This is a genomic window from Mesorhizobium sp. LSHC420B00 (assembly GCF_000503055.1).
Classification (GTDB): domain Bacteria; phylum Pseudomonadota; class Alphaproteobacteria; order Rhizobiales; family Rhizobiaceae; genus Mesorhizobium.
The window spans coordinates 118,690-140,932 of record NZ_AYVY01000014.1; the positions used below are offsets into that span (position 1 = coordinate 118,690).

The 22,243-nt window shown below is 61.6% G+C and carries 22 protein-coding genes, 1 tRNA gene and 2 pseudogenes; 12 read left to right on the forward strand and 13 right to left on the reverse strand.

Translation table 11 applies throughout. The features are described from left to right. The first annotated feature begins 169 nt into the window (after positions 1-169). The 6 genes and pseudogenes from coxB to X760_RS59605 all read left to right on the forward strand — a co-directional run bounded on the left by coxB (position 170) and on the right by X760_RS59605 (position 5,324). On the forward strand, positions 170-985 hold the full coding sequence (gene coxB / locus X760_RS59580; RefSeq protein ID WP_023720162.1) for a cytochrome c oxidase subunit II: 816 nt from the start codon (positions 170-172) through the stop codon (positions 983-985). A gap of 91 nt (positions 986-1,076) precedes the next feature. Continuing rightward, positions 1,077-2,846, forward strand: coding sequence for a cytochrome c oxidase subunit I (ctaD, locus tag X760_RS59585; RefSeq protein ID WP_023720163.1), 1,770 nt, complete (start codon positions 1,077-1,079; stop codon positions 2,844-2,846). Then, positions 2,843-3,555 (forward strand): annotated as a pseudogene (locus X760_RS59590) (cytochrome c oxidase subunit 3). Before ctaD ends, X760_RS59590 begins: the two are co-directional and overlap by 4 nt. A 13-nt stretch (positions 3,556-3,568) precedes the next feature. After that, complete coding sequence (locus X760_RS59595) at positions 3,569-4,291, forward strand: heme-copper oxidase subunit III family protein (RefSeq protein ID WP_023720164.1); 723 nt, start codon at positions 3,569-3,571, stop codon at positions 4,289-4,291. A 10-nt stretch (positions 4,292-4,301) separates the two neighbouring features. Then, positions 4,302-4,706, forward strand: a complete 405-nt coding sequence (locus X760_RS59600) for a cytochrome C oxidase subunit IV family protein (protein WP_023720165.1) — start codon at positions 4,302-4,304, stop codon at positions 4,704-4,706. 144 nt (positions 4,707-4,850) lie between these two features. Next, the gene (locus X760_RS59605) at positions 4,851-5,324 is read left to right on the forward strand and encodes an aminoacyl-tRNA deacylase (protein ID WP_023720166.1); all 474 of its coding nucleotides are present in this window, start codon (positions 4,851-4,853) and stop codon (positions 5,322-5,324) included. A gap of 57 nt (positions 5,325-5,381) precedes the next feature. On the opposite strand, the gene X760_RS59610 is transcribed toward X760_RS59605, so the two are convergent. The 5 genes from X760_RS59610 to tig all read right to left on the reverse strand — a co-directional run bounded on the left by X760_RS59610 (position 5,382) and on the right by tig (position 10,392). Further along, the gene (locus tag X760_RS59610) at positions 5,382-6,194 is read right to left on the reverse strand and encodes a DUF2189 domain-containing protein (RefSeq protein WP_023720167.1); all 813 of its coding nucleotides are present in this window, start codon (positions 6,192-6,194) and stop codon (positions 5,382-5,384) included. A gap of 317 nt (positions 6,195-6,511) precedes the next feature. Further along, entirely contained in the window at positions 6,512-7,444 is a 933-nt protein-coding gene (locus tag X760_RS59615) for a heme o synthase (protein WP_023720168.1), read from the reverse strand. 147 nt (positions 7,445-7,591) lie between these two features. After that, positions 7,592-7,972, reverse strand: coding sequence for a cytochrome c family protein (locus tag X760_RS59620; protein ID WP_023720169.1), 381 nt, complete (start codon positions 7,970-7,972; stop codon positions 7,592-7,594). Positions 7,973-8,157: 185 nt separating this feature from the next. Then, positions 8,158-8,505 (reverse strand): hypothetical protein, encoded by a 348-nt coding sequence (locus X760_RS0138405; protein WP_023720170.1) that lies wholly within the window; start codon positions 8,503-8,505, stop codon positions 8,158-8,160. A gap of 411 nt (positions 8,506-8,916) precedes the next feature. Next, positions 8,917-10,392, reverse strand: coding sequence for a trigger factor (gene tig, locus X760_RS59625; RefSeq protein ID WP_023720171.1), 1,476 nt, complete (start codon positions 10,390-10,392; stop codon positions 8,917-8,919). Positions 10,393-10,735: 343 nt separating this feature from the next. On the opposite strand from tig, the gene X760_RS59630 reads away from it, so the two are divergent. Beyond that, positions 10,736-10,820, forward strand: a tRNA-Leu gene (locus X760_RS59630). A 76-nt stretch (positions 10,821-10,896) separates the two neighbouring features. Here X760_RS59630 and X760_RS59635 read toward each other — a convergent pair. Further along, on the reverse strand, positions 10,897-11,478 hold the full coding sequence (locus X760_RS59635) for a GDYXXLXY domain-containing protein (protein ID WP_031194340.1): 582 nt from the start codon (positions 11,476-11,478) through the stop codon (positions 10,897-10,899). Beyond that, positions 11,475-12,587, reverse strand: a complete 1,113-nt coding sequence (locus X760_RS59640) for a DUF2157 domain-containing protein (protein ID WP_023720173.1) — start codon at positions 12,585-12,587, stop codon at positions 11,475-11,477. The genes X760_RS59635 and X760_RS59640 overlap by 4 nt, the downstream gene beginning before the upstream one ends. 222 nt (positions 12,588-12,809) lie before the next feature. Here X760_RS59640 and X760_RS74945 point away from each other — a divergent pair, with 222 nt between their 5' ends. Together X760_RS74945 and X760_RS74950 are read left to right on the forward strand one after the other, a co-directional pair. Then, positions 12,810-12,950 carry a DUF1127 domain-containing protein gene (locus tag X760_RS74945; RefSeq protein ID WP_023720174.1) on the forward strand — a complete coding sequence of 47 codons (141 nt, stop codon included), beginning with the start codon at positions 12,810-12,812 and terminating at the stop codon, positions 12,948-12,950. A 48-nt stretch (positions 12,951-12,998) separates the two neighbouring features. Next, on the forward strand, positions 12,999-13,139 hold the full coding sequence (locus tag X760_RS74950; protein ID WP_023678914.1) for a DUF1127 domain-containing protein: 141 nt from the start codon (positions 12,999-13,001) through the stop codon (positions 13,137-13,139). Positions 13,140-13,485: 346 nt separating this feature from the next. Here the strand turns inward: X760_RS74950 and X760_RS59645 are convergent, their stop codons facing one another. After that, positions 13,486-14,037, reverse strand: a complete 552-nt coding sequence (locus X760_RS59645) for a hypothetical protein (RefSeq protein ID WP_245278626.1) — start codon at positions 14,035-14,037, stop codon at positions 13,486-13,488. 149 nt (positions 14,038-14,186) lie between these two features. Between X760_RS59645 and trmFO the strand changes: the two genes are divergently transcribed. Next, positions 14,187-15,596: a methylenetetrahydrofolate--tRNA-(uracil(54)-C(5))-methyltransferase (FADH(2)-oxidizing) TrmFO gene (trmFO, locus tag X760_RS59650; protein WP_023720176.1), complete on the forward strand. Its 1,410-nt coding sequence runs from the start codon at positions 14,187-14,189 to the stop codon at positions 15,594-15,596. A gap of 26 nt (positions 15,597-15,622) precedes the next feature. Here trmFO and X760_RS59655 read toward each other — a convergent pair whose 3' ends face one another. The 4 genes from X760_RS59655 to yajC are packed head-to-tail and all read right to left on the reverse strand — an operon-like array spanning position 15,623 to position 19,826. Further along, complete coding sequence (locus X760_RS59655; protein WP_036245067.1) at positions 15,623-16,474, reverse strand: phytoene/squalene synthase family protein; 852 nt, start codon at positions 16,472-16,474, stop codon at positions 15,623-15,625. A 1-nt stretch (position 16,475) separates the two neighbouring features. Further along, entirely contained in the window at positions 16,476-16,865 is a 390-nt protein-coding gene (locus X760_RS59660) for an Mth938-like domain-containing protein (RefSeq protein WP_023720178.1), read from the reverse strand. Positions 16,866-16,880: 15 nt separating this feature from the next. Continuing rightward, a complete protein-coding gene (secDF, locus tag X760_RS59665) occupies positions 16,881-19,433 on the reverse strand; it encodes a protein translocase subunit SecDF (protein ID WP_023720179.1) in 2,553 nt (850 codons plus the stop codon). A 51-nt stretch (positions 19,434-19,484) separates the two neighbouring features. Further along, complete coding sequence (gene yajC, locus X760_RS59670; protein WP_023678921.1) at positions 19,485-19,826, reverse strand: preprotein translocase subunit YajC; 342 nt, start codon at positions 19,824-19,826, stop codon at positions 19,485-19,487. On the opposite strand from yajC, the gene X760_RS77665 reads away from it, so the two are divergent. Next, a complete protein-coding gene (locus tag X760_RS77665) occupies positions 19,732-19,953 on the forward strand; it encodes a hypothetical protein (protein ID WP_210164500.1) in 222 nt (73 codons plus the stop codon). The two genes, yajC and X760_RS77665, sit on opposite strands and share 95 nt — an antisense overlap. Positions 19,954-20,114: 161 nt before the next feature. Next, positions 20,115-20,990, forward strand: a complete 876-nt coding sequence (locus X760_RS59675; RefSeq protein ID WP_023720180.1) for an ATP-binding protein — start codon at positions 20,115-20,117, stop codon at positions 20,988-20,990. Positions 20,991-21,086: 96 nt separating this feature from the next. Here X760_RS59675 and X760_RS59680 read toward each other — a convergent pair. Next, positions 21,087-22,243, reverse strand: a pseudogene (locus X760_RS59680) (LysM peptidoglycan-binding domain-containing protein); the annotation flags it as partial.

The window sequence follows — 22,243 nt, forward strand, 5'->3', positions numbered from 1 at the left end:
CGCGCTACCGCTGATCACCGCCGAACCGAAGGACCGCCAGCACCGAGAAATGGTATTTTTGCCCTTCCCACAGCCGGCTCTAGAATTTTCATCGCAAATCAAGTTATGATGCACTTGGTATTTCCCGGGACGGCTTTGCGCCGCTTGGAATACCGGGAGGAACCGGGACATGGCCGTTGCGCTTGTACTCGTTCTGATAGTCGTGGGCTCGGTGTTGTTCCACTTCCTGAGCCCATGGTGGTGGACGCCGATTGCCTCGAACTGGGACTATATCGACAACACCATCATCATAACTTTCTGGATCACCGGCGTCGTCTTCGCCGCCGTGGTTCTTTTCATGGCCTATTGCGTCTTCCGCTTCCGTCATCGGGAAGGCAATCAGGCGGCATATGAACCTGAGAACAGGCGGCTCGAATCCTGGCTGACGGTCGTCACTGCCGTCGGTGTCACGGCTTTGCTGGTTCCCGGCCTGTTCGTCTGGAGCCGCTTCGTCAACGTCCCAAGCGACGCAACCGAGGTCGAAGTCGTCGGCCAGCAATGGCAATGGAGTTTCCGCCTGCCCGGCAAGGACGGCAAGCTCGGCACATCCGACACTCGCGACGTCAACGCTGAAAATCCGCTCGGCGTCATCGCCGCTGATGCCAACGGCCAGGACGACGTCGTGGTCGAAGCGGCCGACCTGCATCTGCCGGTTGGCAAACCGGTCAAGATGCTGCTCCGCTCGATCGATGTGCTGCACGATTTCTACGTGCCGGAATTCCGCGCCAAGATGGACATGATCCCGGGCTCAGTCACCTATTTCTGGTTCACTCCGACCAAGACCGGAACCTTCCAGGTCCTGTGTGCCGAACTCTGCGGCCAAGGGCATCCGATGATGCATGGCGTGGTCATGGTCGATACGCAGGAAGATTATCTGGCGTGGCTTGGCCAGCAGCAGACTTTTGCGCAGCTGTCCGCGCCCCAACAGATGGGCTCGGCAGAGTAGACGCCGGAACGACGGCGCGCCGTCGGCATTGAAAAGATTGCGGCAGGCCCGAACTGTCGGGCATGGCCGAAAAGGGCACGGAGGTGTTCCTATGGTCGATATCACACCTGCAGATGCGGTACCGCCGGCCGAAGTCGCGGAAATGGAACTTTACCATCCGCACAGCTGGTGGACGAAATACGTTTTCTCGCAGGATGCCAAGGTCATCGCCATCCAGTATTCGGCGACGGCGACGGCGATCGGCATGGTGGCGCTGGTGTTGTCCTGGCTGATGCGGCTGCAGCTCGGCTTCCCCGGCACGTTCGACTTCATCACACCGGAAGCCTACTACCAGTTCATCACCATGCATGGCATGATCATGGTGATCTACCTGCTCACCGCACTCTTCCTGGGCGGCTTCGGCAACTATCTGATCCCGCTGATGGTTGGCGCTCGCGACATGGTCTTTCCCTATGTCAACATGCTGAGCTACTGGATCTATCTCCTGGCCGTGCTGGTCCTCGTGTCGAGCTTCTTTGCCCCCGGCGGACCGACAGGTGCCGGCTGGACGCTCTATCCGCCGCAGGCGATCATGACCGGTACGCCAGGCGGCCAGGACTGGGGCATCATCCTGATGCTCGTCTCGCTGATCCTGTTCATCATCGGCTTCACCATGGGCGGCTTGAACTATGTCGTGACGGTGCTACAGGGCCGCACGCGCGGCATGACACTGATGCGCCTTCCGCTCACCGTCTGGGGTATTTTCACCGCCACCGTCATGGCGCTGCTCGCCTTCCCGGCACTGTTCGTCGCCTGCGTGATGATGCTGCTCGACCGGGCGCTCGGCACCAGCTTCTTCATGCCGGCGATCGTCGAGATGGGCGAACAATTGCAGCATGGCGGCGGCAGCCCGATCCTGTTCCAGCATCTGTTCTGGTTCTTCGGCCACCCCGAGGTCTACATCGTGGCGCTTCCGGCCTTCGGCATCGTCTCCGACCTGATCAGCACCCATGCGCGCAAGAACATCTTCGGCTACCGCATGATGGTCTGGGCCATCGTCGGCATTGGCGCACTGAGCTTCGTGGTCTGGGCGCACCACATGTATGTCAGCGGCATGCATCCCTATTTCGGCTTTTTCTTCGCCACCACGACATTGATCATCGCGGTTCCAACAGCCATCAAGGTCTACAACTGGGTGCTGACGCTGTGGCGTGGCGACATCCACCTCACCATACCGATGCTTTTTGCCCTGGCCTTCATCGTCACCTTCGTCAATGGCGGGTTGACTGGGCTATTCCTCGGCAATGTCGTCGTCGACGTTCCGCTGTCGGACACGATGTTCGTCGTCGCCCATTTCCATATGGTCATGGGGGTCGCCCCGATCATCGTAATCTTCGGCGCGATCTATCACTGGTATCCGAAGGTCACCGGTCGGATGCTGAACGAGACGCTGGGCCGGTTCCATTTCTGGGTCACCTTCCTTGGCGCCTATCTGATCTTCTTTCCCATGCACTATCTCGGCTTGATGGGCGTGCCGCGGCGCTACAACGAATTGACCGATATGACGGTGATGACGGAATCGGCCCACCACCTCAACTCGTTTATCAGCATCATGGCTTTTATCGTCGGTTTTGCCCAGATTGTGTTTCTGTTCAATCTCATCTGGAGCATCCGCCATGGCCGTGAGGCTGGTGGCAATCCGTGGCGGGCAACGACGCTCGAGTGGCAGACGGCCGAAACACCGCCGGGCCATGGCAATTTCGGCAAGGATCTGCCGATCGTCTATCGCTGGGCCTATGACTACAGCGTACCGGGCGCCAAGGAGGACTTCATACCGCAAAACGTTCCGGGCTCCTTCGGACCTTCCAGGGAGCCGGCATGAGCGTCATTCTGGTTTTCCTGCTCGTGATCGCCGGCATTGCTGGGTGGTGGCTCTCGCATCAGCGGCTAATGACGAGGCCGTGGCTCGAGCAAGGTTTGGTCGGGGATTTTGTCGCCCTGGACCGATCGGCGCTGCCGACCGCAAAGATCGGTCTCGGCNTCTCGGCGTCTTCCTTGCCGTCGTCGGCTGCCTGTTCGCGCTGTTCACCAGTGCTTACTTCATGCGCATGGCGCTGTCGGATTGGCAGCCGCTGCCCATCCCGCCTCTGCTCTGGCTTAATACCGGCGTACTGGTCTTGAGCAGCATTGCCATGCAGTGCGCTTCGCTCGCGGCGCGCAAGGGTCAAGTGGACATGGTCAGGCTCGGTCTCGCCTCCGCTGGACTCACGGCGCTCGCCTTCCTGGTTGGACAGCTTATGGCATGGCGGGAACTGAGCGCGGATGGCTATTTTCTGGCGTCCAATCCGGCCAACAGCTTCTTCTACCTGCTAACGGGAATGCATGGGCTGCATATACTGGGAGGGCTGGTCGGCCTGGGCAGAACGACCGTCGGTGCCTGGAACGGTGCGCGGCCGCAGCGGCTTCGCCTGAGCGTCGAGCTGTGCGCCATGTACTGGCATTTCCTGCTTTTCGTCTGGCTCGCCATCTTCGCTCTTCTGGCCGGCTGGGCTTCGACTTTAATCGACATTTGCCGAGGGTTGCTGACCTAGGAGGAACGGGCGGATGGCAGAGACGACACTGACCCACATCGGCCGAACGGGGCCGCGGCCCGCAGGCTGGCAAGGCATCGCCGCCGACTGGTCCTCGGATCAGCGGGCGTTCAAAAACGTGTCTTGGGGCAAGGCCATGATGTGGATCTTCCTGCTCAGCGACACGTTCATCTTCGGCTGCTTCCTGCTCTCCTACATGACCGACCGTATCTCCACACGCGTGCCGTGGCCCAATCCGAGCGAGGTCTTTGCCCTGCGCATCGGCGGCTCCGACATTCCATTGATCCTTATCGCCATCATGACCTTCGTCCTGATCTCGAGCAGCGGAACGATGGCCATGGCGGTGAATTTCGGCTACCGCCGCGACCGCCGCAAGACGGCAGTCCTGCTGCTTTTGACCGCGGCACTCGGCGCGACCTTCGTCGGCATGCAAGCCTTCGAATGGACCAAGCTGATCACCGAGGGCGTGCGGCCTTGGGGCAATCCGTGGGGCGCTGCACAGTTCGGCGCATCCTTTTTCATGATCACCGGCTTCCACGGCACACATGTGTCGATCGGGGTGATTTTCCTGATCATCGTGGCGCGAAAGGTCTGGCGCGGGGACTACGACGTCGGACGGCCCGGCTTCTTCACCAGCCGGAGGGGCCGCTACGAAAACGTCGAAATCATGGGGCTCTACTGGCATTTCGTCGACCTGGTCTGGGTGTTCATTTTCGCATTTTTCTATCTTTGGTGAGAGGCAGGACATGGCTGAAGCAACCGCAAATGGCCTTGGACAACACACGCTCGACAGCGCCCGTACGCATGATGCGACGGCGACCAGCGTTACCCCTACGGAGGTTCATCAGGAGCACCCGATCAAGCTCTACCTGGTGGTCTGGGCGTGGCTGTTCATCCTCAGCACCTGCTCCTATCTGGTCGACTATTTCGGGCTCCACGGCTATCTCAGATGGTCGCTGATCCTGATCTTCATGATCCTCAAGGCAGGGCTGATCGTCGCCATCTTCATGCACATGGCCTGGGAACGGCTGGCGCTGACATATGCAATCATCCTGCCGCCGGTGCTGGTGCTGGTATTCGTGACGCTGATGGTCTTCGAAGCGGACTACACCCTTCTCACCCGAATGGCGTTTTTCGGGGCCGGGCCCTGACATGCAATCCGGATCCAGGCCGTCCTGTTCTGGAGCCTTCGCCTTGAAACAATCTACGGCTGGACCATTTCTGTTGGTATCGGAAACGACAGGCGATGCCGGCGTTTCCACATGCGTCGCGAACACCAGCAAGGGGCGCCCAAGATGACCATCGCAAACAGACTGAAGGACTTCATCGATAAGAAAGGCATTTCCTACGACACCGTCGAGCATCACCGCACGGCGACAAGCAGACAATCCGCCATTGCGGCACATGTGCCTGGCAGCATAATGGCCAAATCGGTGGTCGTTCACCACGACCGTGGCTACGCGCTGGCCGTGGTTCCAAGCACGCACAGGATAGAACTCGCGACATTGCAGGATGTTATGGACAAGCCTCTTGGACTTGCCTCCGAAGACGAGGTGGTCTCGTTGTTCGGCGATTGCGATGTCGGCGCTGTGCCGCCGATCGGCGCTGCCTATGATGTGCCGGTGGTCCTCGATGAAAGCCTCGGCGACGCTCCCGAAATCTATTTCGAGGGCGGCGACCATAGGACGCTGGTGCATGTGAGCGGCAAGGATTTCCGCGACCTGACAAAAGACGCGCGCCAGGCCCGTTTCAGCCACCCGGCCTATTGAAAGCTCTGCCCCACCCTCCCCGCACCGGCGCTCGGTGCGGAGGACAGGTTTTTCAGCTCACGGTCTGGTAGCCGGCGGCGATTCGACAACTTTCCGATAGACATGCCAGGTGGCATGACCAAGGATCGGCAGCACGACCGCCAACCCGGCGAACACTGGCAGCGAGCCGATGATCAGGGCGACGGCGACAATAAGGCCCCACACCGCCATCACGATCGGGTTGGCCAGGACAACGCGCACCGAGGTGTGGATGGCTTCGTAGGCGCCGACATCGCGGTCGAGCAACAACGGGAATGCGACGACCGTGGTGCACAACACAACCGCGGCGAACACAAAGCCGATGGCGTGACCCAGGATGATGAGTGTCCAGCCGCGTCCCGTGGCGAATATTTCACTGATGAAGCTGGACAGCGATTGCGGCGGCGCCGGGCCGAACACGGTCTGGTAAAATATCTGGGCCGTCAAAAGCCAGGCGATGAATATCGCAAGCAGCATGATGCCGACCGCCGCGATAGCCGGCAGCGCCGGAGAACTTCTGACCTCAAAGGCGTGCCTCCACGATGCGTCGAGCCCGGCTTCCCGTCGCCGGCTGATCTCATAGAGGCCGATCGCCGCGAACGGACCAATTAGCGCAAAGCCGGACACAAGCGGAAACAACAATGGCAGCGTGTTGTTGCCTGATGTCCAGACAGCAAGCACGACCCCCGCAAGCGGGTAGATCAGGCAGAGAAAAACGATGTGCGACGGCTTGACCATGAAATCATCGACGCCACGCCTGAGCGCATCAAAAAGATCGGAGACACCGATTTTTCGAATTCTGGTGTGTTCCAGCGTCTCGCTGGCGCCTGCTATCACGTGAAAGCTTGCCATGACCATTCCTCCAGACCGGGTCCGGTAAGGTCGCGTTTTACGGTGCTGCCGTTCTGCGTGATTGGCCACGCAAACCGCGACCTGCACCATGATCAATATACTCTCATGCGGGGGACTTGTCGCGCTTTGTACGAAGGCCCCCGGGGGTAAGAGGTCCCGGGTAGCCCGACTAGCTCTGGATGCCGTTCTTCGATATGCTCTTCTAGACGAAGGTGAAGGTCATGGATGGAAGGACAGTTCTCATACTCGGCCTTGGCGTCGTTATTCTGCTGTTGCTGGGATTTTGTGCTCTGCCAACGTGATGTTTTGAGCCGGGCTCAATAGCCGGCTGACGCGACCACTCGCATTACAATGGTGTCGGCAAGCAGCGCCGCGAAGATCGCGAAAAGATAGACAATCGAATACGCAAACAGCGCCTTTGCCGGCTTCATCTCCTTGTCGGCGACGAGGACCTTCCAGGCGTGCCAAATGAACCCTGCGCCCAACGCTGCTGAAGCAGTGCCGTAGTATCCGCTCGCGAAGCCGAAGGCCCAAGGAAGCACGCCGATTGGCGCCAAGACCAGCGAATAGGCGAAGATTTGTTTTCTGGTCGAGTGCTGGCCGGCCACATTCGGCATCATCGGGATGCCCGCCGCGGCATAGTCGCCGACCTTGAAAAGGGCCAGCGCCCAGAAATGAGGCGGCGTCCAGAGGAAAATGATCAGAAACAGAATGACACTTTCGATGCCGATTGCGCCGGTTGCAGCCGCCCACCCGATCACTGGAGGAAGGGCGCCTGCCGCGCCGCCTATGACGATATTTTGTGGCGTCGAGCGCTTCAGCCACATTGTGTAGATAACGACATAGAAAAAGATAGTGAACGCCAACAACGATGCGGCAAGCCACCCCACCAGCACGCCGAGCGTCATGACCGACAGTGCGGAAAGCACCAGACCGAAGCCGAGAGCTTCGCCAGGCGTGACGCGGCCTGACGGAATTGGTCGCTTGGACGTGCGAGACATCAAGGCGTCTATGTCTGCGTCGTACCACATATTGAGCGCGCCGGCGGCTCCTGCTCCGACCGCAATTGCGCCGATGGCGATTACGGCGATAACTGGATTCATTACGCCGGGCGCCATCATCAGGCCGACGAACGCAGTAAACACGGCAAGCGCCATGACCCGTGGTTTCAAAAGCGCAAGGAAATCACACGCCGTCGCCTCCGAGAGGCGGATGCCGGTATCCTTGAGACGGCTTTCTTCAGTCGACATTCAGACGACCACCGATGGGAACGGCAGCCTAGCCGGCCAATGTCTTTTTTGCAACAAGCCGCCCTCCCCACCGACACTGCCGGCAGATTGCGGCCGAGGCTATGCCTCGACCTGTTTGCGATACCAAGATCCGGCGGAAGAGCCGCGTTATTTGGAGAATTGCTTCAGATAGGCAATGACATTGACGATGTCCTCGTCTTTCTTGAGGCCGGGAAACGCCATCTTCGTTCCTTTGACCATCGCCTTGGGATCGCGAAGGTAGCTCGTCAGTGTGGCTTCGTCCCATTTGACGCCGGACTTGCCGGCCTCGGTCATCGCCTTGGAATAGCTGAACCCCGGATGCGTGCCGGCCGTTCGGCCGATGACGCCGTTCAACGACGGACCGACCTTGTTCTGATCCTTGTCCGCGACGTGGCAGACCTTGCATTTGGCGAAGACCTTCTCACCCGCCGCGGCATCCTGAGCCCACGAGGGGCCGGCGATGACGGTCGCGACCGACATGATGATAAAAAACACAATGGCACGCATGGCATTTCCTCCCTGATCGCCAATTTGCCCTGGCTGACCTGCACAGGCCGACATCTAGTCCGCTGGCATGCGCTCTTGAATGGCAGAACGGATATCCACTGCCTGGAGTTGCGGCACCTACATACCACGGAACCCGGCCGGCAGGTAGAGTTCGGCCATGCAAAGGTTTCATGCGGACAATCTGCTCAAGGCAATTTGGTGTTGCAGGTGGTGGCGATCCGGCCGACCGCCTCTTCAACTCCGGCGAGGTCAAACTCGGCTTTGCCGCGCCCCGACAGCAGCCCGAACCGCCAGGACAGCAGCAGCCGGTCCGCGGAAATCAGTCGCCTGATGCCGTCGGCACCGTCGCGCACCAGCATCCTGCTGCGCGGGCCGACCGACCAGCTTTCGTTGAGCTTGCCGGATTGGTCGACAGTCACCGACATGGCGATGGTTCGGCTGGCGGAAACAGTATCGCTCAGCTGCAGCCATTCGCTCCAACGCGGTTCGCCGGCGGTCCGGCAGGCAATCGTCAATACCGGGCTGTAGCTCAATGCGCCGCCGCCGGTGATGAGCTTGTTGGTAGCGTAAAGCGAGGCGGTGACCAGACCGTCGCTGGTCTTGTCGAACCGCCAGTTGTCGAGAACCGTGTCAGCCTGGGCGATGCCGTAGACCGACGCAAGCAGGAACNGGTCTTGTCGAACCGCCAGTTGTCGAGAACCGTGTCAGCCTGGGCGATGCCGTAGACCGACGCAAGCAGGAACGCCGCCGCGACCACGCTTCCGATACCGAAGAACTGTCTCAACGATGCCTCCAACAACCGCTGCGATCCGCAACCCAGCGCAGATAATCATCAAAGCTTCGTATCGCCACCTCGACCGCCAGATGCGTGAAATCCGTTGCGCCTGCGCCACAACGAAAAAGGCCGCCTCGAGAAGGCGGCCTTTTGGAATTCAGCAGGGACGTTATTCAGCGTCCTTGGCGGCCTTTTTCTTCGGCGCAGCCTTCTTCTTGGGCTCTTCAGCGTCGTCGTCGGCCTTCTTGGTGTCGGCTTTTTTCGCAGCCGCCTTCTTCGCCGGCTTGGCCTTGGTCGTCTCCGTATCCTCGTCGTCGGCCAGCAGCTCTTCCTTGCTGACCTTGACGTCGGTGACCGAGATCTGGCCAAGCAGATGGTCGACCACCTTCTCTTCGAACATCGGCGCGCGCAACGTATTCAGCGCTTCGGGATTGTTGCGATAGAATTCGAAGGCCTCCTGCTGCTGGTTGGCCGGATAGCGACGCACCTGCTCGAACAGGCCGCGCTGCAATTCCTCGTCCGTCACCGTGACGCCCGCCTTCTCGCCGATTTCGGCGAGAACCAGGCCGAGACGCACGCGGCGCTCGGCAAGCCGCATATATTCGGCACGCGCTTCCTCTTCCGTCGTCTCTTCGTCGGCAAAGGTGCGCCCGGCGGCTTCGAGATCGCGGTTGACCTGGTTCCAGATGTTGTTGAACTCGGCCTCGACGAGCTTGGACGGCGCCTCGAACGAGTAGGCGGCGTCGAGCTGGTCGAGCAACTGGCGCTTGACCTTCTGGCGCGTCATCGAGCCGAACTGATTTTCGATCTGACCGCGCACCACCTCGCGCAGGCGCTCCAGCGACTCCAGGCCGAGGTTTTTGGCCATCTCGTCGTTGATCTCAAGTTCGCCGGGCTTCGACACGTCCTTGACGGTCACGTCGAAAGTGGCTTCCTTGCCGGCCAGATGCGCCGCCTGGTAGTTTTCCGGGAAGGTTACCGTGACCTGCTTCTCGTCGCCGGCCTTGCTGCCGACCAGCTGGTCCTCGAAGCCAGGGATGAATTCCTTCGAGCCGAGCACCAGCGGCTGATCGGTGCCGGCGCCGCCGCCGAAGGCTTCGCCGTCGATCTTGCCGACATAATCGAGGGTCACGCGGTCGCCCTCGGCGGCCTTGCCGGTCTTCGGCTCGTAAGTGCGCGCCGACTCGGCGACACGCTTGACCTGCTCGTCGATCTCCTCATCAGGCACTTCGAATACCTGACGCGTCACCTTGATGTCGGAGAAATCCTTGATCTCGATCGGCGGAATGACCTCGTAGTTCAGGCGGAACTCGAAATCTGCGCCACCAGCCAGGATCTTCTCGGCTTCCTTCTCGTCCTCGGTCATGATCACTTCGGGCTGCATGGCAGCCTTTTCGCCGCGCCCGGTGATGATCGAACGGGTCGAGTCGTTGAGGATCTCGTTGACCACTTCGGCCATGAACGATTTGCCGTAGACTTTGCGCAGATGCTGCACCGGCACCTTGCCGGGGCGAAAGCCGTTGATGCGGACCTTGTTCCTGGCATCGGAGAGCCGCGCCATCAGCTTGGCTTCCATGTCACCGGCCGGCACGGTGATCTTGATCTCGCGCTTGAGACCTGAGTTGAGCGTTTCGGTGACCTGCATCATAAAACCTTTGTTTCCACCAATGAGGCCGCCAAACGGCCCCTGCCGTTCACAGCCTGCCGGTATGATCTTGCCGGGAATGGCTTTTGGTGCGGGACTTGGCGATTTGTCCGCCCAACGCGGCACAAATCCTCCAGAAATACGCTCCAAAATGTGAATAAGTCTTTGTTTTTCCTACTTCTTATCACATTCTGCAGAAGCGGATCGTCGCGTCCCGTCACATTCGACCCGCCTTTTGTCACAGGCGACGCTGATTTTCAACCATCTTTGCATTCCGGCCAATGATGCCGATGTGGGCTCTGACATTGACAGAATGATGGCTACATGGGATTGGCCGGGCAATGCGGATGTGGCGGAATTGGTAGACGCCCTGGATTTAGGTTCCAGTGCCGAAAGGCGTGGGGGTTCGAGTCCCTTCATCCGCACCACCCTTCGCTCTTCTTCGGGTGGCAGGCCACTCGGAGTTCCTCCGAAGGAGGATCATTGCCAAGGCTGTAGCGCGATCTAGTAAAGCGGCTCCTCGAACAGTGTCTTGTCGCCATCCACCAGCGCCTTGATCTGCGCCGTGCCGTTGGCCGCGATCGCGACGCGGATGCCGAACGGCCGCACCCGCATGTCGTTCTGGATCGCCATCCCCTCGCCTTCCGGCAGATAGAAGCGCTCGATGCCGTAATCCGGCGCGATCGTCGTGGCTGCGCTGAGATCCGAGCCCTCGGAGACGTGTCCGACGATATCGGCTTCACCGGATGCTGCCGGCGCCGGCGCTTGCCCGAACCAAGCCGCGGTCGGACCCCAATAGCCGTCGGCGCCCGGCTTCAGCCTGACCACGATCGGCGTGTCGTCACTCGCCAGCTTGCCGGCTGGAATGTTGCCGATCAGCTTCACCGGTATGCGCGAAATCTCGTAGCCAAGCGAAATATAGTCACCGCGCAAGAGATCGCGCGGATCGATCGGCTCGACCCTGAGCAGGACCTGCTTGCCGTCGCGCAGGATCGCCGCGCGTCCGGCGATGATCCAGCTCAGGAAGCCGATCTGGACAAGCGCCAGGGCCAGCGCCGAGATGATCAGTCTTTTGCCGGTCATCATGCTGCTGCTCCTGTCATATCCGGAGCGTTCATGCGCTTTTCTATGCGGATGATAATGAAAGCAAGAACGGCGAGAAGCACCGCCGCCGCAAGGAAGAAGCCTGCCGTGTCGAGCATTGATTGCAGCATCACCACATAGATGATGGCGAGTTCGAAGGCGAAGCCCGCATAGGCAACCCAGCGCAGTCCTCGGCTCTCGCGGCCGCCCAGCACGATCGCCGCGACGATGCCGGCCAGCGCAACAGCCGAGGCAATGGCGAAGCCGCTGCTGTAGCTGCTTTCATCCGCCAGTTCGAACTGGATCATCGCCAGGCCGGTGAGAAAGCCGATCAGCGCGTGCAGGGGCAGCCTGCCACCCAGTTGCAAGATCCTGTCGACCGGCCCGGCAGCAAAGATCGCAGCGATAAAAAGCAGCACCGACGCGACAACGAGCGGAATGGCGACTTGCAGCGTGTCGTACCGCGTCACCAGGAGCACGAGATAGAACAGCACCGACAGGATGATCAGGTGGCGCGCCGCCTGGCTGCGCGTCCAGAACGAAACGGCAAACAGCACTAGCGCCATGACGACGAAGAGATGCGGGAATTCTGCGCGATACTCGAAGCCTTTCAGGAACAGCCAGGCATCGGCGATGCCGAGGGCAGCGACGGTCAGCGGGTTCGAGCGCAGCGCCACCGCCGCCAGCGCCGTGCCGGCGCCCCAGGTGACCACGGCGGAGGCCTCGTCGCCCGACAAATGGTACATCTGGCCGATCAGCGCGATCGATCCGCCGAACGCTGCTGCCGCCACGATCCACAGCGCTTCGCCGATCGCCGCATGGTCACGCATCTTCAGCACCGCGCCGCCGACATAGCCGGCAAGGATAACGGCAAAGAGTGCTGCGACCCGTACCAGCCGCGGGATGACTTCCCAGTTGGCGGCGATGAAGATCAGGATGGCCGCGCCGAACAACAGTGCCGCCATCATCGCCAGGATCGAGCCGAAGCTCAGCGATTTGCGTTCGTTGGCCTCGACGTCGCGCGTCAGCATGTCGGCTGTCGGCGCGTCGATCAGGCCGGCCTGCTGCCATCGTGCGATATCCAACCTGACCCGTGACGAATAGCTCGCCATGCCCCTCCCCCTTTGTTTGGCCCTTTTAGCTCGTCCGCCCAAGCGTTTGACCTGACGGCATTTTCCGATCTGGGCGGAAAACCGGACGCGCGTTAATGCTGCAATGCACAATTTGCATTGCTGCCATGCACCAATAGCGCTTTTAAATCGATATGACCCCTCTTATCTTCACGGTGCACACAAAGACGGAATGATCCGAAAGAAAGACGAAACGAGAATACCATGAACCTGATCCGCAACTATCGCAACTGGCGCCGCTACCGGGACACCGTTTCTGAGCTGAGCCGCCTGAGCACCCGTGAACTGACCGACCTCGGCATCAGCCGCGGCGACATCCACTACGTCGCCCGCAAGGCGGTCTAATCCTTTCGGACCGCAAATGGTCCGAACCAGTTTTGAAAGAGAACGACAATGAACCTGATCCGCAACTATCGTAACTGGCGCGTCTACCGCGAGACGGTTACCGAGCTGGGTCGCCTGTCAAACCGCCAGCTCAACGATCTCGGCATAGTCCGCGACGAGATCAAGATGGTCGCTCGCAGGGCGATCTAACCAGCAGAATTTCGCCAGGGTCGACCTCCTCCCCGACCCTGACGGATACGGTCAGCCTTCACCTCCTCCCGAGGGTTGACCACAAAAACGGCGCCCGCCGGACCTCCTCCCCCGGCGGGCGTTGTTTCTAAGTTGTTTCTAAAAAGGGTTTCGCGCCCTTTCAAATGGCGAAAGGAATTTCGTCAAAGCCGACCTCCTCCCCGGCGATGACGAATACGGTCGATCTTCACCTCCTCCCGAGGATCGGCCAACAAAACGACACCCGCCGGACCTCCTCCCCCGGCGGGTGTTGTTGTTTTCAGGCTCGAAACGCCCTGGGAGCCGTTTTGGCGGGACGTCCCCGTCGTCAGTCCAGCGCGCCGCTCTTCAGCACGCCTCGCTTCTTCCACTGGCTCAGCGGAAAAATATCCGGCGCGCCGCCCATCGGCGCATACCAGGAATCCACCACCCATTCTGTACCGCCGCGGTCGCTGATCACCGCCGTCCAATGCGGATAGCGCCCGTCGACAAACAGGCCTCGCGAGGCCTTGTCCTCGACCTTATGAAACCTGAGCAGTTTTCGCTCGGCAAGATAGACCAGCAACGCATGCGTATTGGTCGATTCGTCGACACAATCCATCTGGCCCCTGACGCGCGATGCACCGAATTTCGACTGCGGCTGGTCGCGGACGCCGATGGCCTGGAAAATGCGCTGTTCGAAATAGCGGACGGCCTTCGAAATAGCGGAGCGCTCGGCCTGGGGCGAACCCGCGCCCGCACGCAGGATAGAGCGGAAACGCGCACCGTCACTGGGGCCAAGCGCCAGCGTCGTGCGATAGTTGCAACCGTAACCATGGCATATGGGGATCCGCTTGGAAGCCGTCGCGGCCGGTTCGCCGGCCGCTGCTGATCCGCCCACGGCGATCACGACTGTCAGAAATGTCGCTCTGGCAAAGACCCCGAGACTCCCACCCATTCGCAATAGTAGACGATTGCAGCGCGTGGCGGCAACAGCGCGGCTGATTCGTGTAATTGCAATCGCCGCGCCAAGGGATTATTTCGGCGCTCATGAACACAAATCCCATTCACGTCATCGGTGGCGGTCTCGCCGGCTCCGAAGCTGCTTGGCAGGCGGCCGAAGCCGGCATTCCGGTTATCCTGCATGAAATGCGTCCCGTCCGCGGCACCGATGCGCACAAGACCGACGGGCTGGCCGAGCTCGTCTGTTCCAATTCCTTCCGCTCCGACGATGCGCAAGCCAATGCCGTCGGCCTGCTGCATGCCGAAATGCGGCTCGCCGGTTCGCTGATCATGAGCGCCGGCGACGCGCACCAGGTGCCGGCCGGCGGTGCGCTGGCCGTCGACCGCGACGGATTTTCCGAAGCGGTCACCAGAAAGCTCGAAGCGCACCCACTCATCACCATCCGGCGCGAGGAAGTGCCTGGCCTGCCGCCGGCGGACTGGGACCAGGCGATCGTCGCCACCGGCCCGCTGACCGCCCCTTCGCTCGCCCAGTCGATCGCGGAAGCAACCGGCGCCGACGCGCTCGCCTTCTTCGACGCCATCGCGCCGATCGTCCATTTCGACACGATCGACATGGATATCTGCTGGTTCCAGTCGCGCTACGACAAGGTCGGCCCCGGCGGCACCGGCAAGGATTACATCAACTGCCCGATGGACAAGGAGCAGTACCTTGCCTTCGTGCAGGCGCTGGTCGACGGCCAGAAAACCGAATTCAAGCAATGGGAAGGCACGCCCTATTTCGACGGCTGCCTGCCGATCGAGGTGATGGCCGAGCGTGGCATCGAGACATTGCGTTACGGGCCGATGAAGCCGATGGGGCTGACCAATGCACACAATCCGTCTGTAAAGGCCTATGCCGTCGTCCAGCTTCGCCAGGACAACGCACTGGGCACGCTCTACAACATGGTCGGCTTCCAGACCAAGCTGAAGCACGCCGAGCAGGTGCGCATTTTCCGCACCATTCCTGGGCTGGAAAACGCCGAATTCGCCCGCCTCGGCGGCCTGCACCGCAACACCTACATCAATTCGCCGACGCTGCTCGACGCTTCGCTGCAGTTGAAGTCGCGGCCCGGCCTGCGTTTTGCCGGCCAGATCACCGGCTGCGAGGGCTATGTCGAGAGTGCCGCCATCGGCCTGCTCGCCGGGCGTTTCGCCGCCGCCGAAAGGCTTGGCCATGCGCCGTCGCTGCCGCCGTTGACCACCGCTTTCGGCGCGCTGCTCAACCACATCACCGGCGGCCATATTGTCTCCGACGACGAGCCGGGAAAGCGCTCTTTCCAGCCGATGAACGTCAATTTCGGCCTGTTCCCGCCCGTGGACGCGCCAAAGATCGAAGGCAAGCGACTGCGCGGCAAGGACAAGACGGTCGCCAAGCGGCACGCGGTGACATCGCGCGCGCTCGCCGACTGCCGCGAATGGCTCGGGCTGCCGGCGCAGGCGGAAGCTGCGGAATGACGGTCGGGTTGGCTACGCGGCAGCCTTTATGCGACCGGCCAGCCCCGCGTTGCGCGCCGGAACAAGAGCCAATGCCGGTGCAAGGCCGAAAGCCGCACCGCGCCATCAAGCGGTGAATGGCGGGAGCCGTCCATCTTGCCGAGATAGGCGCCCGTCAGCGCCAGCGGCAGAAACGCCGGACGCAGTGAAATCGGCAGGGCGGACGCCCCCTGCTCGAAAGCTGAGAGATGCTCGCGTGCCAGCGCGATCATCGCGGCAACGGCGCGTTCCGCGCCCGGCCCGCCGTCACCTGTAGCGAACTCTTGCGGCGACGATCCCGCCGCAGCCAGAATGTCGGCCGGAACGAAGCACTGTCCCCGCTTACGATGCAGCGGCAGCAGAAGCAGGAGACCGGTCATCGCCTGCGCACAACCTGCCCTGCCGGCAAGTTCGGCAAAGCGCGGTGCTTCGACCGGATCGAGCACCATCGCCGCAAGCTGGATGAGCGCGGCGGCAGTCTCGCCGCAATAGCCTTCGAGATCGGTGCGCGACGGCATCGGGTCGTCATAGAGATCGAAGACGCGCGCTTCGAGCATATTGTCGAAAGCGGCCTTGGGCAGGCGGTGAGCGGAAATAGTCGCCCTCAGCGCGTCCGCCACGGGATGGCCGACCTTAGCGCGATCCTCTTCGGCGGCGATGACGTCTCGCCACCATTGCAGCCGGACTTCACCCGGCAGCGCTTCGCGGATGCGATCGCGTATGCCGGCAATTTCGGCGTTGAAGGCATAGAGCGAAAACACCGCGTCCCGCTTGTCTTCGGGCGCGTAGAGCGCGGCGAGATAGCGGTCATGATCGGCGGCGCGCACCGTCTCCATGACGGCTTTGGTGTTTTCGGCCACGTCAGTCGACGGCGATGAGTGCTGCGGCCACGGCGCGGTCTTCAGCCAGCAGCACATTATAGGTCCGCACTGCCGCCCCGGTCGACATCGGATCGGCGGAAATGCCGGCATCCTTCAGCGCAGCACGCAACGCCGCCGGCAATGGCCTCAGATCCTTGCCGCTGCCGACCAGCAGGATCTCGACCTTGTCGGCCTCGTTGAACAGCTTGGTGAAATCCGCTGCCGTCAGCGCCAGCGGATCGGCCGGCTCCCAGCCATAGATGCCAGAAGGCAGGCACAGCAGCGAGCCGCGGTGCGACATGTCGGCAAAGCGGAAACCGCCATTGCCGTAAGCCTCGATCGGTGCGCGGCCGGGGAAATGCGCCTCGCGGATGACGATGCCCTTGGCCACTTTTGCGGCAAGCCGTCAGGTGGCTATGGCTTTGCCGCCGCCCACCGGCTTTTCCTCATCGGATGCTGTGGCCTGCGGCCGCAGCTTGAACAAGATAAGCAGTGGCGCGGCGATAAAGATCGACGAATAGGTGCCGAACACGACGCCGAACAGCATGGCCATGGTGAACGAGCGGATCACCTCGCCGCCGAACAGCACCAGCGCCAGCAGCGCCAGGATCGTCGTCACCGAGGTCAGCGTCGTCCTCGACAGCGTCTCGTTGATGGCGTTGTTCAGCAATTGCGGCAGCGGCATTCGCTTGTATTTTCGCAGATCCTCGCGAACACGGTCATAGACGACGATCGTATCGTTGAGCGAATAACCGATGATGGTGAGGATCGCCGCCAGCGACGACTGGTTGAATTCCAGGCCGGTAATGACGAAGAAGCCGATCGTCATGACCACGTCATGCACGGTCGCAACGATGGCGCCGACCGCGAACTGCCATTCGAAGCGGAACCAGACATAGATCAGGATGCCGAGCAGCGCGACAAGCATGGCGATGGTGCCTTGCTTGGCAAGCTCGCCCGAGACCGTCGGCCCGACCACTTCGACGCGGCGGAAATCGTACTGGTCTTGCAGTTCGCCGCGCACCTTGTCGATGACGGTCTGCTCGGCATTCTCGCCGCCCTCCTGCGTACCGACGCGGATCAGCACGTCGTTCGGCTCGCCGAACTGCTGAACCTGCACCTCACCGATATTGAGTTCCGTCAGCCTGCCGCGGATGTCGGCCAGATCGGCATTGCCGGTCTTGGACTGCACCTCGATCAGCGAGCCGCCCTTGAAATCGATGCCGTAATTGATGTCGATGGTCATGAACCCGACGACCGACAGGACTGAAAGCACGCTGGACAGCGTGAACGTCCAGCGGCGGATGCCCATAAACGGAATTTTCGTTCCGGGCGGAACGAAAGTCACAGGCGCCCGCGGCAACTCCTTCGGACGGGCCCGGCGAAGCCAGATCGACACCAGCAGGCGGGTGAAGGTGAAGGCGGTGAAGACCGTGGTCAGGATGCCGATGGCATAGGTGACGGCAAAGCCCTTCACCGGCCCGGTGCCGAGATAGAACAGCACCACGGTCGCGATCAGCGAGGTGACGTTGGAATCGACGATTGTGGCCAGCGCCTTGCTGAAACCGGTATCGATCGCCTGGATGACCGAGCGGCCGGCACGTCGCTCCTCGCGGATGCGTTCATAGATCAGCACGTTGGAATCGACCGCCATGCCGATGGTCAGCACGATACCGGCGATACCGGGCAAGGTCAGCGTCGCTCCAAGCAGCGACAGCAGCCCGACGATCATCGCCACATGCACCGCCAGCGCGATGTTGGCGAGGAAGCCGAAGAAGCCGTAGGCGACGAACATGAACGCCACAACCAGGATCGAACCGATGATGCCGGCGATTTTGCCGGCATGAATGGAATCCTGTCCGAGGCCAGGGCCCACCGTGCGCTCCTCGATCACCGTCAGCGTCGCCGGCAAGGCGCCGGCGCGCAGCAGCACGGCGAGGTCGTTGGCGCTCTCAGCGGTGAAATTCCCCGATATCTGGCCGGTGCCGCCGGGGATCGGTTCGCGGATCTGCGGTGCCGAAATCACCTGATTGTCGAGGATGATGGCAAACAGCTTGCCGACGTTCTGTGATGTCGCCTGGCCGAACCGCTGCGCCCCTTTCGAATCGAAGCGAAACGAAACAACCGGCTCGTTGTTCTGGGAGTTGAACGTCGCCTGGGCATCGACGAGGTTTTCACCCGAAACGATGACGCGGTTCTCGATCAGATACGGAACCGGCGGGTCGTCCTGCGAATACAGCACCGAGGATCCCGGCGGCGGACGGCCGTTCAGCGCGTCCTGCACCGGCATCGATTGGTCGACCATCTGGAAGGTCAGCTTGGCGGTCTGGCCAAGAATTTCCTTCAGCCGTTGCGGGTCTTGGAGACCCGGCACCTGCACCAGGATGCGGTCGTCACCTTGCCGCTGCACGATCGGCTCGGTCGTGCCGAGTTCATTGACGCGGCGGCCGACGACCTCGATCGACTGCGTCAGCGCTGCCGAAGTACGATATTTGATGCCCGCATCGGTGACGGTGAACTTGAGCAGGCCGGGCTCGGAATCATCCAGCGTCATCTCCTGGATCGAGCCGCCGCTGAACAAGCCGGCCGCCACCGGATCGGTCAACGTCTTCAACGCCTTCTTGGCAGCCTCGATCTGTGCGGGATCGGTGATGCGGACCTGCACCGTGCGGCCCGTTCCGGCAAGGCCGGTATAGCCGATCTTGGCATCGCGCAGCAGCGTCCTGATTTCGTCGCGCGTCGTCTCCAGCCGATCTTTGATCAGATCGTTCGGATCCATCCTGAGCAGGATATGCGAGCCGCCCTGCAGGTCGAGGCCAAGCGTCATCTGCCGCTTCGGCACCCAGTCGGGCAGCTTGGCCAGCGTGCTGGCGGAAAAAAGGTTGGGCGCAGCGAGGACCACTGTGGCGGCCACGGCCAGCCAGATCAGGATCATCTTGAAGCGCGAAAAATAAAGCATATGGCGTCGTCCGTCAGGGCGTACTGGCGGATCGTTCCGCCGACAATTCGGTTATTTCTTGGCGTTCTGGTTCGCCACCGGCTCGCCCTTGACGCGCACGTCGGCAAGCGTCGAGCGCAGCGCCGTCACCTTGGTGCCGCCGCCAAGGTCGATCTCGAGCTCGTTGTCGTCGATCACCTTGGTAACCTTGCCGACCAAGCCGCCGCCGGTGACAACGGTGTCGCCGCGGCGAACCGCCGCCAGCATCTCGCCGCGCTTCTTCAGCTGCGTGCGCTGCGGCCGGATGATCAGAAAATACATGATCACGAAAATCAGAGCAAACGGCACGATCTGGATAAACATTGCGGACGAGTCCCCGCCGATGCCTTGGGCGTATGCCGGTGTCACGAACATCGAGGTACTCCTGAACTTTGAAAAACAGCCGCAAGGCGGCCCCGCCAAATTTGGCCGGAATATAGTCGGTAACGTTGCCAATGCAACTGCGCTGCCGGGCAAATCGGCTGCTTTTCCGGCCTGGTGAGCCGTGTTAGAGGGTGATCACGAAAAGCGATGCTCGGTTTTCGCAAAAGATCATGCCCGAACAAATGCTTGGGACGAGTTTCGAAACCGCTGAAATCAGGTAGGTTGCCCTACCGCACCGTCCTGAACGCGAAACAAAACGCGAAACAAAAAAGACAAGAGATGACCGACAGCCCTATCGATATCCTGCACCAGAAGCTCGACCGCCTGATCGAGGCGGTCGCCCGCCTCGCCCCGCCGCCGGTGCCTCAAACCGACCTCCGCGAGGCCGATTGCTTCGTCTGGCAGGCCGATCCCGGCTATCTGGAACCGGTGCGCAAGGTCAACCGCGTCGATATCGGCCTGATCCGCGGCGTCGACCGCGTCCGCGACATATTGGTCGACAACACCGAGCGCTTCGCCTCCGGCTACGCTGCCAACAACGTGCTGTTATGGGGCGCGCGCGGCATGGGCAAATCGTCGCTGGTCAAGGCGGTACACGCCTCGGTCAACGCTTCGGCGAAGCCCGACGTGCCGCTCAAGCTTATCGAGATCCACCGCGAAGACATCGACACGCTGCCGAAGCTGATGGGCCTGCTGAAGGCAGCGCCGTTTCGCTTCATCTTGTTTTGCGACGACCTGTCATTCGACCATGACGACACATCCTACAAATCGCTGAAGGCAGCACTTGAAGGCGGCGTCGAAGGCCGCCCGGCCAACGTCATCTTCTATGCCACCTCGAACCGGCGGCATCTGTTGCCGCGCGACATGATCGACAATGAGCGCTCGACCGCGATCAACCCGTCGGAAGCGGTCGAGGAGAAGGTTTCGCTGTCGGACCGCTTCGGCCTGTGGCTTGGCTTCCACAAATGTTCGCAGGACGAATATCTCGACATGATCGATGGCTATGTCCGCCATCATGATCTGGCCATCGATCCCGAGACGCTGCGCGCCGAGGCGCTGGAATGGGCGACGACCCGCGGCAGCCGTTCGGGCCGCGTCGCCTGGCAGTTCACCCAGGATCTGGCAGGCCGGCTCGGAAAATCGCTCAAGGACTAGCCGCTCAAGGACTGGCAACAGAAGAAGCCCGCAGCTTGCGGAGCGGACTTCCTCGGCGGGCTGAAGGTCAGGCGGCCCGCAAAATCGGATTTTTCTCTATTCGAGATAACCCGACGGATCGACCGGCGCCGAGTTCTTGCGCACTTCGAAATGCAGTTTCGGCGAGTCGGTGGTGCCGCTCATGCCGGACAGGGCGATTTCCTGGCCGCGCTTGACCTTCTGGCCGCGCTGCACCTCGATCGAGCTGGCATGGCCGTAGACAGATCGGAAGAGCACACGTCTGNATAGATGACGACACCGTTTTCGGCTGCCTTGACCGGCGTCCCCTCAGGCACGGCGATGTCGACGCCGTCCTTGCCGCCGCCGAAGCTGGAAATCACGCGGCCGCGCACCGGCCAGCGCATCTTGCCGATGCCGGTTGCATCCGGCGCCACCGCATCGTCGTCCTCGGCCTGCTGGATGACTTTCGCGTCCTTCTTCGGCGGCGTGTAGGAGGCGAGCGTCTGCGTCGGCGTGCCCTTGGCCGGCGGCTGGGTGGTGGCCGTCGTCACCGGATCGACCTTTGCCGGCTTCGCACTGGCGACGACAGCGGTTCCGCCTGCCGGCACTTTCAGGGTCTGGCCGATCTTGAGCAGTCCATCCTGCATGCCGTTCGCCTGCTTCAGCGCAACGACGCCGACGCCGGTCTTCCTGGCGATGGCGGACAGCGTATCGCCTTGCTGAACCGTGTAGGTGCCGCCGGCTCCGGCCGGCTTGGCCGTCGCCGAAGCAGTTTTTGGCGCGGCCTTTCCATCCTTCGGCTGGCTTGCGGCAGCCGAGGCATCCACCTGCGCGGCGGACTTGCCTTCCCTGACCTTCGGCTGCTGCGGCAGCACGGCCACCTTCTCCGGCGCATCGGCCGGCTGGTCGTGCCTGGTGCCGTTCGCGGGCTTGGCGTCGGCGACTTTCGGCGCGGCGCCGTTGCTCGAATACGCATAGGCCGGGATGACGAGCTTCTGGCCGGTCTTCAGCCCTTTGGTCGCGCTCAGCCCGTTCACTTTCATGATGGCGTCGGCCGGCACGCCGTAGCGCCGCGACAGGCCGGAAATGGTCTCACCGTCCTTGACGACGATCTCGGTTGCATGCGGTGCGCCGGCGGCCGTCGCCACGCGCGGCGCGTCGGGCTCGGCGTTCTTGAACGGCCTTGCCGCAGGAGCGACGGTGCCGGTTGCCGTCCTGTCGACACGAGGAGCGGCAGGCGCCAGGGCCGGCGC